The 14,878-nt window shown below is 52.4% G+C and carries 11 protein-coding genes and 2 pseudogenes; 7 read left to right on the forward strand and 6 right to left on the reverse strand.

The genetic code is table 11. The annotated features are described in order from the left end of the window. Positions 1-48 precede the first annotated feature (48 nt). The gene (gene pqqU / locus ACOZIO_RS11940) at positions 49-2,202 is read right to left on the reverse strand and encodes a TonB-dependent receptor PqqU (RefSeq protein WP_129991105.1); all 2,154 of its coding nucleotides are present in this window, start codon (positions 2,200-2,202) and stop codon (positions 49-51) included. A 798-nt stretch (positions 2,203-3,000) separates the two neighbouring features. On the opposite strand from pqqU, the gene ACOZIO_RS11945 reads away from it, so the two are divergent. Beyond that, positions 3,001-3,759 (forward strand): alpha/beta hydrolase, encoded by a 759-nt coding sequence (locus tag ACOZIO_RS11945; RefSeq protein ID WP_421595310.1) that lies wholly within the window; start codon positions 3,001-3,003, stop codon positions 3,757-3,759. 19 nt (positions 3,760-3,778) lie between these two features. On the opposite strand, the gene ACOZIO_RS11950 is transcribed toward ACOZIO_RS11945, so the two are convergent. The 4 genes from ACOZIO_RS11950 to rhaS (ACOZIO_RS11965) all read right to left on the reverse strand — a co-directional run bounded on the left by ACOZIO_RS11950 (position 3,779) and on the right by rhaS (ACOZIO_RS11965) (position 8,091). After that, a complete protein-coding gene (locus ACOZIO_RS11950; RefSeq protein WP_421595311.1) occupies positions 3,779-4,855 on the reverse strand; it encodes a hypothetical protein in 1,077 nt (358 codons plus the stop codon). 140 nt (positions 4,856-4,995) lie between these two features. Continuing rightward, complete coding sequence (locus ACOZIO_RS11955) at positions 4,996-5,577, reverse strand: LUD domain-containing protein (RefSeq protein ID WP_421595312.1); 582 nt, start codon at positions 5,575-5,577, stop codon at positions 4,996-4,998. A 68-nt stretch (positions 5,578-5,645) separates the two neighbouring features. After that, positions 5,646-7,085: an aldehyde dehydrogenase gene (aldA, locus tag ACOZIO_RS11960; RefSeq protein WP_129953361.1), complete on the reverse strand. Its 1,440-nt coding sequence runs from the start codon at positions 7,083-7,085 to the stop codon at positions 5,646-5,648. Between the two features lie 187 nt (positions 7,086-7,272). Then, entirely contained in the window at positions 7,273-8,091 is an 819-nt protein-coding gene (rhaS, locus tag ACOZIO_RS11965) for an HTH-type transcriptional activator RhaS (RefSeq protein ID WP_129953362.1), read from the reverse strand. 391 nt (positions 8,092-8,482) lie between these two features. On the opposite strand from rhaS (ACOZIO_RS11965), the gene rhaS (ACOZIO_RS11970) reads away from it, so the two are divergent. The 4 genes from rhaS (ACOZIO_RS11970) (at position 8,483) to ACOZIO_RS11985 (ending at position 13,087) form a co-directional block, all read left to right on the forward strand. Next, positions 8,483-9,475 carry a rhamnose ABC transporter substrate-binding protein gene (rhaS, locus tag ACOZIO_RS11970; RefSeq protein ID WP_129953363.1) on the forward strand — a complete coding sequence of 331 codons (993 nt, stop codon included), beginning with the start codon at positions 8,483-8,485 and terminating at the stop codon, positions 9,473-9,475. 68 nt (positions 9,476-9,543) lie between these two features. After that, entirely contained in the window at positions 9,544-11,058 is a 1,515-nt protein-coding gene (locus tag ACOZIO_RS11975) for a sugar ABC transporter ATP-binding protein (protein WP_421595313.1), read from the forward strand. Then, positions 11,055-12,068: an ABC transporter permease gene (locus tag ACOZIO_RS11980; protein WP_129953365.1), complete on the forward strand. Its 1,014-nt coding sequence runs from the start codon at positions 11,055-11,057 to the stop codon at positions 12,066-12,068. The genes ACOZIO_RS11975 and ACOZIO_RS11980 overlap by 4 nt, the downstream gene beginning before the upstream one ends. Before the next feature lie 56 nt (positions 12,069-12,124). Beyond that, positions 12,125-13,087 (forward strand): ABC transporter permease, encoded by a 963-nt coding sequence (locus tag ACOZIO_RS11985; protein WP_129953731.1) that lies wholly within the window; start codon positions 12,125-12,127, stop codon positions 13,085-13,087. Positions 13,088-13,279: 192 nt separating this feature from the next. Here ACOZIO_RS11985 and ACOZIO_RS11990 read toward each other — a convergent pair. Beyond that, positions 13,280-13,387, reverse strand: a pseudogene (locus tag ACOZIO_RS11990) (Fic family protein); the annotation flags it as partial. Between the two features lie 82 nt (positions 13,388-13,469). Here ACOZIO_RS11990 and panE point away from each other — a divergent pair. Continuing rightward, positions 13,470-14,393, forward strand: coding sequence for a 2-dehydropantoate 2-reductase (gene panE, locus ACOZIO_RS11995; protein ID WP_421595314.1), 924 nt, complete (start codon positions 13,470-13,472; stop codon positions 14,391-14,393). Between the two features lie 301 nt (positions 14,394-14,694). Continuing rightward, positions 14,695-14,865 (forward strand): annotated as a pseudogene (locus tag ACOZIO_RS12000) (type VI secretion system tube protein Hcp); the annotation flags it as partial. Between the last annotated feature and the right edge of the window lie 13 nt (positions 14,866-14,878).

Genomic DNA, 14,878 nt, shown 5'->3' on the forward strand with positions numbered 1-14,878 from the left:
TACTGACTGAACGTTCTTACTGTTCGTAAAGTGCTTGCGGACTGTAAATTATTCGAAACTATAAGAAAGCGTAGCGCCGCCACCGTAATTCCTGCCAGGCGCAGGTTCGTAATAACGCCCATTGCCTTCATTGACGATCACAGAACCGACATAATTTCTGTCAAACAGATTGTCGACGCGGGTAAACAGATCAAGCGTCACGTTACTCCAGTTGAAGCGGTACCCCGCATTCACGCTGGCGACGGTATAAGCCGGTGCCTGTTCACTGTTTTCGTCGTTCACTTCGATGTCGCTCATGTAGCGCACATCGGCACCCGCATGCCAACCTTCCGGCGGCGCCCACTCAAGGGAAGCGTAGCCCATGTTGCGCGCAATTCCAGGCAGACGGTTGCCTGCGGGTGTGCAATCGCCCGCACCACAGGTCTCGTTGCGGAAGGTCGCATCGAGTAGCGTCCAGGCCATTTTCACGCGCCAGTTCTCTTCAATTTGCTGATCTAACGACAATTCCAGACCACGGCGACGGGTCTTACCCGCGTTGGTGTAGCTCGAACGTCCACCGACACTTTTTGCCACAATCAGCTCATCATCGGTATCAGTCTGAAATACGGCTGCGGTCACTAAACCGTTACCCACGCGCCATTTGCTGCCCAGCTCCACGGTGTTACTGGTGGAAGGCTCCAGCCCCAGATTCAGGCCAGACTGGCCGTCACTACGGTAAGACAGTTCATTAATGGTCGGCGTTTCAAAACCACGACCGGCAGAAATATAGGTGTTCAGTGCCGGCGTTACGGCATAGTTCAGGGACGCCATCGGCAGCAGTTTATGATAACGGCGCGAACCGCTGTCATCAGGATTGCGGCCGGTAATGTAATAATCCTGCGAGTCGAAACTGACCGTGCTGTAACGCGCACCGGCATCCAGCGTCCAGCGCGATGTCAGGTTCCACGTGGTTTGCAGATAAGGATCGAGGTTCCACATGACGTTCTTTTCGTTACGACGCTCGTCACCTTTTACGCCCAGATCGCCTTCGCTGTTGAAATTTTCATAACCGAAACGACGTTCAGTCATGGTTTCATAATCCAGACCGCCGGTGACCGAGAACGGCACAGAACCTAGTTGATCGTCATGTTTCCAGCGGGTATCCACACCCGAATATTTACGTTCAAGAACAATCACCCCGCCCGCGTTCAGCGGATTTTTCTGCGATGCCGCAGGAATCGTCTGGTATTGCGTTGTGTGACGCTCGCCGTGATAGGTCATCAGGCTGAACTCGTCGTTTTCGCTCATCTGTCGCTGATAGCGTAATCCGACCTGGGTCTGATCCAGACTCTTACGGGCATTGTACTGATCGGCACGTTTAGCCTGCTTCGGGTCATCGTGCCATTCAGATTCTGTCAGGCCGCCCGGATCATTGGCATCTACGGACACGCTGTTAAACATCAGCGTCAGGGTACTGGCATCATCAATACGCACGCCCAGTTTGCCATTGCCGAGATTTTTCTGCGTACCACTGTGGTCGCGGTAACCGTCAGTGGTGAAACGGGAACCGGAAATCAGATAATTCACATCACCGGCATGCGTGCCGTCTCCGGTTGCGCCGCTGGCTTTAATGCTGTTACGAAACGATCCATAGCTGCCGAAATACGTACCCGCTTCCAGTTTGGCAGGCTGTGAACCCGTTTGGGTATCGACATTAACCACGCCGCCTGAAGAATTGCCATACAGTGCCGAAAACGGCCCGCGCAACACTTCAACGCGGTCTACGGAATTGAGATCAATATTAGACGTTTGCCCCTGTCCGTCCGGCATGGTGGCCGGAATACCATCAACGTAAATACGCACGCCGCGCACGCCATACATGGAACGGCTACCGAATCCGCGAACAGAAAGTTGCAAATCCTGTGCATAGTTCTGGCGGTTTTGAACCTGTAAACCGGGGACGCTGCCAAGGCTTTCGGAAAGATTGACCTGGGCTTTGCTGTTTCTGAAATCGTCGCCATCAATGACGCTGACCGCAGCCGGCGTATCGAGTTCGGAGAGTTTCCCGGTACTTTCACGCTTGATGACCATCAGTGTTGATGAACCGGAACTGTCACCGGCATCCTCTTTCGGTAACGCCGTCGAAGACTGGGCGTAACTGACAGATACCGGGTTAAAAAATGACAGAAACGTGATGATAAAAGCAGAGGTTTTGGCGTTCACTTTATGATTTCTTTTGTTTTACGTTAAAAGGTTGAGTCAAAAAAAGACGACGCATCTCTCAATTTTGGACATAAGAAGTAGACATAAATCGACCAATCTGATTGAGAGCCGTGAAGGGGCTCACTATAGATTTTTTCTTCCTGTTAGTACATACGCAACTTTACAAATATAACTTTTTAACAAAATACCGCACGCAGTGTACATCTGGGCCCGATTTCACATTCCATCTCCGCGCAAAATACGGGGTTTTATTCGCCTGTACCCGTTTTTATTACGACAAAAAATAAGAATCTGCTTTCATTCGAAAAATCACCCTACCCTCGCCTGTTATTTATCCGCGCCCCGGTGGTAACGATTACATAATATATAACCACTTGATAATTATCATATCTGTGAAAAACGAAAAAGACACCAGACACGTATTTATCAGAGAAGACTTTCAGTGGGCTAATTCCGCTTCGTCTTTCGAAACCCACGCGAAAACGCAGGCTACAGAATAAATATAGACCATTCTTTTAAGACGGCGACATATTCATCGCCGTTTTTTCAGACGATTCGTTTCGCATAATGAAACCCTGACCTCTTTACAAAACATATAAAATGGAAAATTCCCGCCACGCCTAAAATACCCGCAAATAATGCCGGGGAAACGTTTTCACAGCGCCTTTCGGGGCCTGCGGCTTCTGCGGCTTTATGATGTTTTTGTCATCCGCACGTCATTCCTCTGTCAGAGCACCGCGCTCAAAGTGGCCTCACACACTGAGTTTCATTTCTGATCACAGTAAAAGAGGTCATGCCATGCGTTTACGTTTAGTTTCAACATTGTTGTTTGCCGCCACAGCGGCGTTCGGTTCTCAGGCAGCCAACGCTGCGCCGGTGAAAAATATTGTGCTGGTTCACGGCGCGTTTGTCGGCGGTTCAGGCTGGCGTCCGGTGTACGACATCCTGACGCATGACGGCTATAAAGTGACACTGGTGCAGGAGCCACTGACGTCTTTCCCGGATGACGTCGCCGCCACCAAACGTATTCTGGACATGCAAAACGGTCCGGCGATCCTGGTCGGTCACAGCTACGGCGGCGCGATTATTACGGAAGCAGGAAATGATCCGCACGTGGCGGGGCTGGTTTACATCGCAGCACATGCGCTGGATAACGGGGAAACGGAAGCAATTAACGGCAAGAAATACCCGAACTCCGCGCATCCGTTTGTGAAAACGCCGGACGGTTTCCTGTACATCAATCCGGCCAATTTCCCGTCTGATTTCGCCGCAGACCTGCCGCGCAAACAGGCTGAATTTGAAGCGCAGGCCCAGATGCTGACGTCCGCCAGCGTATTCACGGCAAACATTCCTGATCCGGCATGGAAAGTGAAACCAAGCTGGTACATGGTGGCGAAGTCCGACAAGATCATTAATCCTGATTTAGAACGTATGTACGCCAAACGCGCGCACAGCCACACCGTCGAAATCGCAGGTGCCAGCCATTCGGTTTATGAATCACATCCAAAAGAAGTGGCCGCACTGATTGAGCAGGCGGCAACAGGGGCGGTGAAGTAAAGGCAGGAAACGTGCTCCTCTACGCCCTGCGGGTAAACGCGATCATCAGGGATAGGGCATAGACCACACAGCCCAGAAATGCAGCGGGGGCGAGGCTGTCAAACAGATGTCCGGGTTGGGCATCTGAATACAATACCAGTGCCACGACGGAAATTCCCATCATGGCACCCGGTACGTGGATCCAGCGGGTCAGGCGTTCCTTTTGCGCCTTGTAGGCGGCAAATTCCTGATTTGTCCGGTCAAGCGCGTCGCTGAGACGCTCACAGTCTTCTTCGTTATCACGCAAACGCTCGGCCAGACAGCTGTTTTCCTCTTCCAGTTCCGCGATTTTCTTCTTCAGTTTTGCCTTTTCGTTTTTCGCACTCTGCCCTTCATACTCTTCGAGTTTCAGGCTGGCACGAAGCTGTGTGATTTTACGGTTCGCCTCAGCCGTCAGTTCTTTCTGTTGCCCGAGCAGGGCGTAATTCCCGTCGGCACGACGGTTGGCGGCATGACGTTTATCCTCTTCCTCACGCATCTGGCGTTCCGACTCGGTTTCCAGCCGGCTTAAACGCTGTTGCAGCGTATCGCGCGCTGCCGCCATCGCAGCCATCTGACTGCCGGTATAAGCAATCAGCCGGTTTGCGGCATCCAGTTCTGCGGAGTTTGAATTGCCAGTCGCCCGCTGGCGTGAGCGCAACAAGGTCAGTTCATCGGCGTGCTGCTTTTTCTGTATATCGGCCTGGCGCAGCAGTTCGCTGATTCGCGTATTAAGACGTGATAATTCCCCTTTCATCCGCTCAACGTCTTCTGTATTGCCGCCATGTGTTTGGTTGCGTGCAACGGCCAGTTCATGCGTCAGGCTGCGGACCTGTTTTTCCAGTGAAAGGAGTTTTTCGAGCGTGACGGCGGTGTCTTTGTAAACAGTTTTTACTTTTGTTTTCTCTGACTCGGCGCGGCTGAAACTGACGCCTCTGAGTGCGCTCTCTACTTCACGGGCAATGGTCATTTTATCCATGGCCTTCATCCGGTTGCACGCGCTGGCCAGGAAAGTGGCCGCTTCGTTGCCGTTACCGGTTCCAAATGCTTGTTTGATAAGGCTCTGTATCACGCTCATGGTTAACGCACTCACTTGCCGTAAAAGTCAGGACACGCCCGTTGTGCACCTGTTTACTCATTGTATCAGATAGGATTTATTTTATTTACAGGAGTTATTTTACGCGAGGTGAGTACAGCAGGATCCGTGGATTTTCTGACTTAAATCGCGATCACCCGCAGGCTTTTGACACCTTTCGCGCCGAGCATCAGCGCACTTTCGCTGTCGGCCATCGCCGCCGGGCCGGTGACCAGGATCGCGTAGCGGGCGTTGAATGGCTGCGGCTGGCGGTGGGCAAGGTGCAGGTGTTCGATGATGTGATTAATGTCGAGCAGCACCACCAGATTTTTAGCCATCGCACTGAGGGAATTCACACAAAGTTGCGGATCACTGAGAAATACAGCGCCGGTTTCTGCGACACCAAAACAGGCGCGGACCACGCCGACATCGACATCTTTCAGCGATGCGGCCTGCATCCGGGCGTCAAGATTCCTCTCTGCGATAATCTCCGGCGTAGCGGAACAAAACAGAGAATCTGCCGGATATAACCCGCGCAGATAGGCGTTGAGGGTCATATAACCGTTTGGCGACGTCCGCAGGAAAGTGTCATCCCAAATCCCCCCCATCAGGGTCAGCGCACGGCCAAAATCTTCTGACGGAGTAGATTTTTCAGCGGGCGACGGGAACAGCGTTTGCATAAATTTATGCTGACGAATGCCGGTCAGGAAATCATTGCGGCTCACGGGGTTTCCTTGTCAGGTGAAAGCCAGCCGGAGAGAGAGGTTACCCTGCTCCGGCCACAGTGTGTTCATTAATGGAACTGCAGGTATGCAACATGTGTTTGCAGATATTCCTGCAAACCGTGTTTTCCGTCGGCGCCACCGACACCTGACTTACGCCAGCCCGCGTGGAAGCCCTGCATGGCTTCGAAGTTTTCGCGGTTGATGTACGTTTCGCCAAATTTCAGCTGCTTAAGCGCCTTCATCGCCGTATTGATGTTGCTGGTGTAAATCGATGACGTCAGCCCGTATTCACTGTCGTTTGCCATGGCAATCGCCTCATCCAGCGTTTTGAACGTGGCAACCGGCAGTACAGGGCCAAACACTTCTTCATGCATAATCGGCATATCCTGCTTTACATCCACCAGCACTGTCGGCTGATAGAAGAAACCTTTATCACCATGACGCTTTCCACCCAGCAATACTTTTGCGCCCTGTGACACGGCTTTCGCCACTTTTTCTTCCACACGCTGCAATGCTGCACCGCTGATCAATGGCCCCATATCCAGCTCTTTTTGCTCAGCGGTATTGCCGAATGTGACTTTCTTCATCGCTTCGCTGATGCGGGAAATAAATTCGTCATACACCCCTTCCTGCACGTAAACGCGTTCCGCGCAGTTACACACCTGCCCGGTATTGATGACGCGCGAACTGACGATGGCTTTCACCGCCAGATCCAAGTCTGCGTCATTCATTACGATAGCCGGGGCTTTGCCGCCCAGTTCCAGCGAGACTTTGGTGACATTCTGCGCCGCTGCGGTCATGGTGGCGATGCCTGCTGCTACGCTGCCGGTCAGGCTGACCATGCCGACTTTCGGATTCGCCGCCAGTTCCTGCCCGACTGTCGGACCGTAGCCGGTGACAATATTCAGCACACCTTTTGGCAGACCAATTTTGTGAATAATTTCCGCGAAGATCACCGCATTGTTTGGCGTGATTTCACTCGGTTTGATCACGATGGTGTTACCCGTGATCAGCGCCGGTGCTGCTTTACGGGCGATCAGGAAGAACGGGAAGTTCCACGGCAAAATACCGGTGGTCACGCCGATGGCTTTGCGGAACACAAAGATGTTTTCATTTGGCCGGTCGCTCTGAATGATTTCCCCTTCATAGCGACGGGCCCATTCCGCCATGTAGTCAAGATAATCGGCGGTGAACAGCACTTCGGTTTGCGCCAGGCCGTAGGTTTTACCGCCCTCCGCAATAATGGTTTCAGTCAGTTCGGCTTCGCGCTCACGGATACCGTCGGCGATTTTATGCAGCCACACGCCGCGTTCTACTGCAGGCAAGGCTTCCCAGCCCGGTTGCGCCGCTTCGGCCGCATCAATGGCTTTTTTAGCATCTTCAGCCGACCCTTCGGGGATCTGCGAAATCACGTGTTCTGTCGCCGGATTCACAACGTCAATCCATTTACCGCCCGTGTTTTCGACGAACTCGCCGTTGATGTACATACGTTTCTGAACTGTGCTCATGTAGCGTCTCCAAATACGGATAGAGGTGATGAACGAATTGTTAATAAAAAAGCTCTTTTTTGTGAAGTTTTAACAGCCTGTTCTATCCGGGGAGTCATTACCTTTCCGTGGTTGCCATTTAATTTTGAGAAATGGCAAAAATGTCATGGTCGGACTGACTGACATAACATTTTTGCAAATTACGGGGCTACTGGCGCACACTTCGGGGGGCATAACCAAATTCGCGTTTAAACAATGTGGAGAAATAATTGCTATCACAGAAACCGCAGTTGTGCGCAATCTCGGTTATCGGGCTGTCGCTGAAACGCAGCATGTTACGCGCATTGAGCAGACGCAGGCGGTTGAGGTAATTGAGCGGTGTGCAGCCGGTTTGCTGTTTCATCTGGCGATGCAAGGTGCGCAGCGACATTGAGAACCGCGCAGCCAGTTCAGGCCAGTCGACGTCCTCGTTGTAATGCTCATTCAACCAGTCCAGCAGATTGTTCAGATCACCGCCCTGCCCGCGATAACCCACCTCACGGCTGCCTTTGCGCAGTAACAATAACAGCTGCATAAAATATAATTCCTGCTGCGCCTGCGATTGCGGAGATTGCATAGCAGGGGATCGCGCCAGCAAATCAATCAGCATTTTAGCCTGGATTATCTGATTCGGACTGATGCGCCAGTGCGCAGGATAGACCCCGTCCACTTCCTGTGGCAGTAAATCACCGACGCCGTTGAGAAAACGAAACGCATTCGGGCTGCGATACAGCACGTTGGTCAGATGCAGGTGGTCGGTATCTTCATAGAGATGATGGTCGCAGTGGCGTACAAAACACACACTGCCCGAACTCAGGATCAGCGGCTGATCATTAAAAACGTGCGTGCCGGTGCCATGCTCAACCAGCACAATTTCATTGAAATCCTGATGATGATGTTCAGGAAAGGTTTCCTGCGGATAACGGGGTTCAATAGCGACCGGGAAATCTCCTGAGAGAAAATACTCACTACTGCGTAACACGGTCATTTCCGACTCCTTATTAACATTATCGTAATATCTTAGTCGGCGCCGGAGTGTCCATCGGGTTGAAACTGTGATCCGCCAGCCGCTTTTGAACAAAACATTCCCTTCCTTATTAAATCCTTTGCAATCCGGCACCCTGCGTAGCTTTATGCCCAATTTCAGTGCGGTTTTCTAAGACCGGTAATGTGTGTTTTTCTGACCGTTTGGCATGACCGAAACAAGATTGTTATCAAATTGTGAGGTTGTTCGCTTAAACCTTTGCATCTTTGCCATAGTTCGCGCTGAACTGGCACTCGCGGAAAGGTGAGCCTGTCAGCAACCTCCTAGAGTCGTGATCATGCGCCTGGCGCGTCGGCAATTTTTTAGTCGTTAAACTTTATGCGGAGTACAAACAATGAAATTAAAACACGTACTGAGCCTCACCCTGATGGCGGGCAGTATTCTGCTGGCAGGCGCGGCATCGGCAGAAGTGAAAATTGCACTGGTGGCAAAGTCGCTGGGCAACGGTTTTTTTGAAGCAGCAAACGTCGGCGCTCAGCAGGCTGCCAAAGAACTGGGTGATGTAAAAGTAATCTATACCGGCCCGACAACGACCACCGCCGAAGCGCAAATCGAAGTGCTAAATGGCCTGATTGCGCAGGGCGTCGACGCCATCGCCGTCTCGGCCAATGACCCCGATGCACTGGTGCCGGTGCTGAAAAAAGCCATGCAGCGCGGCATTAAAGTGGTGTCCTGGGATTCCGGTGTCGCCAAAGATGGCCGCCAGATCCATCTCAATCCCTCCAACAATGCATTGATTGGTGAAACCAACGTCAAACTGGCTGCCGACGCGCTGAAAGCGCTGAATGTGGAGAAAGGTGATGTCGCGATCCTGAGCGCAACCCCTACTTCCACCAACCAGAATCTGTGGATTGCGGAAATGAAAAAAGTGCTGCCGAAATACCCTTCGGTGAATCTGGTGACCGTCGCTTATGGTGATGATCTGTCAGATAAAAGCTACCGCGAAACCATTGGTCTGTTGAAATCCTACCCGGATCTGAAAGTGATTATTTCCCCTTCATCCGTGGGTATCGTGGCAGCGGCGCAGGCGGTCAAAGATCAGGGCAAAATCGGTAAGGTTTACGTAACAGGACTCGGGCTGCCGTCTGAAATGGCAGGCGCAGTGAAATCCGGTGCAACGAAAAGTTTTGCCATCTGGAACCCGATAGATCTGGGTTACGCCGCCACCTATCTGGCTGATGATTTGGTGAAAGGCACCGCCACTAAGACGGAAGCCAGCATGGGCCGTTTAGGTAAAGTGAAACTTGATGCAGACGGCAGCGGTGCTATGGCTGAACCCTTTGTCTACGACGCCAGTAATATCGATAAATTCTCTAAAATCTTCTGATCCTGAACGCGGCTGGCCGGATTACCGGTCAGCCGTTTTGTTGTACTTAGTCAGACTGGGGAAACAACATGAGTGATTCAGCGACACCGCTGTTGTCATTGCAGGGCATCAGCAAAGTCTTTCCGGGTGTCAGGGCGTTAAATAACGTTCACGTGGATTTGTATCCGGGTAAAGTAACCGCCCTGATTGGCGAAAACGGCGCGGGAAAATCAACGCTGGTGAAAGTCATGACCGGCATTTATCAGCCGGAGGAAGGGGAGTTGCACTATAAAGCTATTCCGATAAAACTGCCGAATCCCGAATCCGCCCACAAAGTTGGCATCACCGCTATCCATCAGGAAACCGTACTGTTTGACGAACTTTCTGTCACCGAGAATATCTTTGTCGGCCACTATCTTTATCACGGCATTTTCAAGCGTCTGAACTGGCAGGCGATGCATCAGCAGGCGCGTGATATCCTGACGCGACTTGAAGTGAATATTGACCCTCACGCTATCCTCAAAGAACTGAGTATCGCGCAACGCCACATGGTGGCGATCGCCCGCGCACTGTCGTTTGATGCCCAGGTGGTGATTCTCGACGAACCCACCGCCGCCCTTTCTCAGCACGAAATTATTGAGTTTTATCAGATTGTCGAACGCCTGAAACATGAAGGTAAAGCTATTTTGTTTATCTCACACAAGTTCGACGAGATTTTCACCCTCTCCGATTACTACACCGTTTTGCGCGATGGCAGCTATGTCGGCTCCGGCAAAATCAGTGACATCAGCGAGCAGCAGATGGTGACCATGATGGTGGGCCGTGAAGTCAGTCAGGCATACCCGAAAGTGAACTGCGAGCCTGGGGAAACCGTGCTTGAAGTGCAAAACCTGAGCCATCCGACCGAATTTGCGGGCATTAATTTCTCGCTGCGCAAAGGCGAAATCCTCGGCTTTTACGGGCTGGTGGGGGCGGGACGTACCGAGCTGATGCAGGCGCTGTTTGGTGTCACACAGCCAAACGGCGGAAAAATCCTCATCAACGGCAAAGAACAGCATTTCTCCCGCCCGTCGCAGGCCATCCGCGCCGGGATTGTGTACGTGCCGGAAGAAAGGCAGAAACAGGGAGCGATCATTGATTTGCCGATCAGCCAGAATATCAGTTTGCCGCAACTCAGCCAGCTTAATCCGCGCGGCGTCCTCAATGATAAAAAAGAGTGGGCGCTGGCCGATGATTACGCCAGACGGTTGCAGGTGAAAGCGTCCAGCTGGAAACAGGCCGTGGGCACGCTGTCCGGCGGTAATCAGCAAAAGGTGGTCATCGCGAAATGGCTGGCGACCAAACCGGATATCATCATTCTCGATGAGCCAACAAAGGGCATTGATATCGGATCGAAAGCGGCGGTACATCAGTTTATGTCTGAGCTGGTCGGGCACGGGCTGGCGGTAATTATGGTGTCTTCCGAATTACCGGAAGTCATGGGCATGGCCGATCGCATTATCGTCATGCATGAAGGGCTGATGGTCGCAGAATTCAATGCCGGCGAAGCCACCGCAGAAAGGATTGTCAGCGCGGCCAGCGGCGCGGGCGAGGAGGCAGCATGATCAGAAACCTGCTGAAATATCGCGAACTGTTGCTGGCGGTGGTGATAGTGCTGATGGTGCTCAGCGTCGGCGCGCGTTCGCCGGAGTTTGTCGGTGCCGGAAACCTGCTTGAGATGTTTAACGACACCTCGATTTTAATCATCCTCGCGCTCGGGCAGATGATGGTGTTGCTGACCAAAGGTATCGATTTATCGATGGCCGCCAATCTGGCGCTGACCGGCATGATTGTCGCACTGATTAACTTCCACCATCCGGATATCCCGGTGTGGTCACTGGTGTTACTGGCCACTGTTCTGGGACTGGTGATGGGCGCGATTAATGGTCTGCTGGTGTGGAAAGTCGGTATTCCGCCGATTGTGGTAACGCTCGGAACCATGAGCATTTATCGCGGCATTATCTTTCTGCTCTCCAACGGTGGCTGGATCAACGCTCACCAGATGAGCCCTGACTTTCTCAGTCTGCCACGCACCACCTTTATCGGCCTGCCGCTACTGGGCTGGTGTGCGATTGCCGCACTGATTCTGGTGGCATATTTTCTGCGTTACAGCCGTACCGGACGTGCGCTATACACAGCTGGCGGCAATGCCACCGCAGCGTATTACACCGGCATCAACGCGGGCAAAATGCAATTCGTCAGCTTCTGTCTCTCCGGTGCGCTGGCGGGTTTCTGCGGCTATCTGTGGATCTCACGCTTTGCCGTGGCTTACGTGGATGTCGCCAACGGTTTTGAATTACAAATTGTCGCGGCATGCGTTATTGGCGGAATCAGCACCATGGGGGGTATCGGTTCGGTGATCGGTTGCTTGCTGGGCGCACTATTCCTCGGCGTCATCAATAATGCCCTGCCGGTGATTGAAGTGTCGCCGTTCTGGCAGATGGCGATTTCCGGCGGCGTGATTGTGATTGCCGTCATCCTCAATGAACGTGCCAATAAACGTAAAGGACGGCTGATTCTGCGCCACTCGCCTGCCGTCCGGCCTGTGCGAACTGAAACCGGGGTAAGCTCATGAACAAAACCTTAACGTCACGCAACACGCCACATTCCGCCTCCGGCGAAAAAACCACCATGGCCGTCACGCCGTTTTTCCGCCGCCTGATGGGCTGGGAAGGTTTTTTACTGCTGGTGACGCTGCTGGTGTTTGTGGTGAATGCGTTCGCTTCACCCTATTTCCTCAATATATGGAACCTGTCGGACGCAACATTTAACTTCACCGAAAAAGCCATCATTGTGCTCCCCATGGCGATGCTGATTATCGCCCGCGAGATCGACCTGTCGGTCGCTTCCACCATGGCACTGAGTTCCACCATCATGGGATTCTGCGCTCAGGCTGGTTTACCCACACCGGCGCTGGTGGGTGTGGGGCTCAGCGTGGGTTTATTGTGCGGGCTGATCAACGGACTGCTGGTGACACGGCTGAATCTGTCTTCTATCGTGATTACCATCGGGACCATGAGTCTGTTCCGTGGTATTACCTATGTACTGCTGGGTGATCAGTCGCTGAATAAATATCCCGCCAGTTTTGCGTGGTTTGGTCAGGGTTATGTCTGGGGGCCGTTGTCGTTTGAATTCGCGTTGTTCCTGGTACTGGGCGCGGTATTTTATTTCCTGCTGCACAAAACTAACTTTGGCCGCCGCACTTATGCAATCGGTAATAATCCGGTTGCCGCCTGGTATTCCGGTATCAACGTCAAGCGACACAACCTGACGTTGTTCGTGCTGGTGGGCGTGATGTCCGGGCTGGCGGCAGTTCTGCTGACATCGCGCCTCGGCAGTACGCGACCGACACTGGCGCTCGGCTGGGAGCTGAGCGTGATTACCATGGCTGTACTCGGTGGTGTCAGTGTACTCGGCGGTTCCGGCAGCATGACCGGCGTGATTATTGCCGCGTTCCTGATGGGACTGCTGACATTCGGCCTCAGCCTGCTGAATGTGCCGGGGATTGTGATGTCAGTGATTGTCGGTGCGATGTTGATCGTGGTGATTTCACTGCCGGTGCTTTACCGCAAGGTTCTGGCGCGGGGGAAATAACCCGGTTATATCCTCTGTTATGGCTCCCTGGCGGCGGGCGGGGAGTCACAGTATTTTCCAGGATCCTTTCTTGGTTGGCCCCGCCCTTTCAATCCGATGGCTATCCTGAAGTTGTTTATTATTACGTTCGATAGATCTGCGACTGAGCATCATTTTTTCAGCCAGTATTGGAATGGTAATAAAGGCGTCTTTATGAATAAGCTGATTATCTCGATAAACGCCCACATCGCCGCTGCGCAATTGTCCGGGTGCATCAACCAGTCCCGCCATCAGCAACCGGTGTGCTTTTAATACATCATCCCCTCTTGCTTCCTGTTGCCCTCTTCCCGTAGTTTAAAACCCACTGGTTGATTTCTGAATGTCTTGAACGATGGGGAAAAAAATGCGGATTTTAGTCGTGGGCGCTGGCGCGACCGGCGGATATTTCGGGGCACGGCTGGCGCAGGCCGGGCAGGACGTGACATTTCTTTTACGTGAAAAACGCGCGCGCGCGGTACAACAGGACGGGCTCACGATCCACAGCCCGCACGGTGATTTCCATGTGCAGCCCAATGTAATACAGGCATCTCAGCTGACCGGCCCGTATGATCTGATTTTGCTGACAGTAAAAAGCTTCGGACTGGAAGCCGCAATGAAAGATATCGCACCGGTAGTGGGTGAAAATACGATGGTCATGCCGGTACTTAACGGGATGAAACATATGGAGACACTGAGTCTGCGTTTCGGTGAACATGCGTTAATCGGTGGTCTGTGCAAGATCAACGCGACGCTGGATGCTGAAGGACATATTCATCAGATGACACCTTTGCACCAGATTATTTATGGCGAACTCTCCGGCGAAAAAACCGAACGTATTCTGAAAGTCGATCAGGCATTCCAGAGTGCGGGTATCGACGCGGTGCTTTCTGAAACCATTATCAGCGATTTGTGGGAAAAGTGGCTGCTGCTGTCGAGCTTTGGCGCGATCACCTGCACCATGCGCGGAAACATCGGCCAGGTGGCTTCTGCACCCGGCGGAACAGAGTTCGCGCAGGCTATTGTCACCGAGGCACTGACCACCATGAAAGCCTTTGGCTACGCGGAACGCGTGGCGGCCGTGGCAAAAGTCAGGGAAGCGGTCACTGATAAAAACTCGCCACAAACCTCTTCCATGTACCGCGATATGACGCAGGGATATCCGATTGAAGCCGACCAGATTATTGGTGATTTGGTCGGGCGCGCGACGCGTGTGGGGATAAATATTCCGCTGTTACAGGCGGCGTATACACACCTTTGTGTGTATCAGAAAAACCGAGAATTAAACTAATTACCATCCGCCTGTTCGCGCATTTTTTAAATGCAGAACGGGCGTATTCAAAATCTGTGATTTCCCATTATTGCGCAGCATCACTCCTACGATTGCACCCAAAATGCGCCAAGAGCAGAAATGCTCAAGCTGCCACACATTGCCTTATCTATGGCGCAGACAATCTGTCATCCATTAAAACAAAAAAACCGCCATCATGTGGGGAGGTGATCAATTCTGGACTGTTTGAAAGCTCGGGGAAATGGGCGCGGGGCCGATCATGTATGACGTCAAATCTCAGTACGGGGAAAAGCGGAACCACCTGGAAGTGGTGAGGGTGATTTCCGTTTCTCCTATGATGCACGATACCCGCAACTGTCCCGGCACGGGCCATCTTGAGAGCGTTGATTTACGCTACGAGAAAATTACCTGGAAGCATAATGATGGGAACATTATATTTGCTGATTCGTGGAATGATCGCCAAACTGCATGATTAAAAAGGGGCG

This window comes from Rahnella sp. PD4 (genome assembly GCF_049199325.1).
Taxonomy (GTDB): Bacteria; Pseudomonadota; Gammaproteobacteria; order Enterobacterales; family Enterobacteriaceae; genus Rahnella; species Rahnella perminowiae.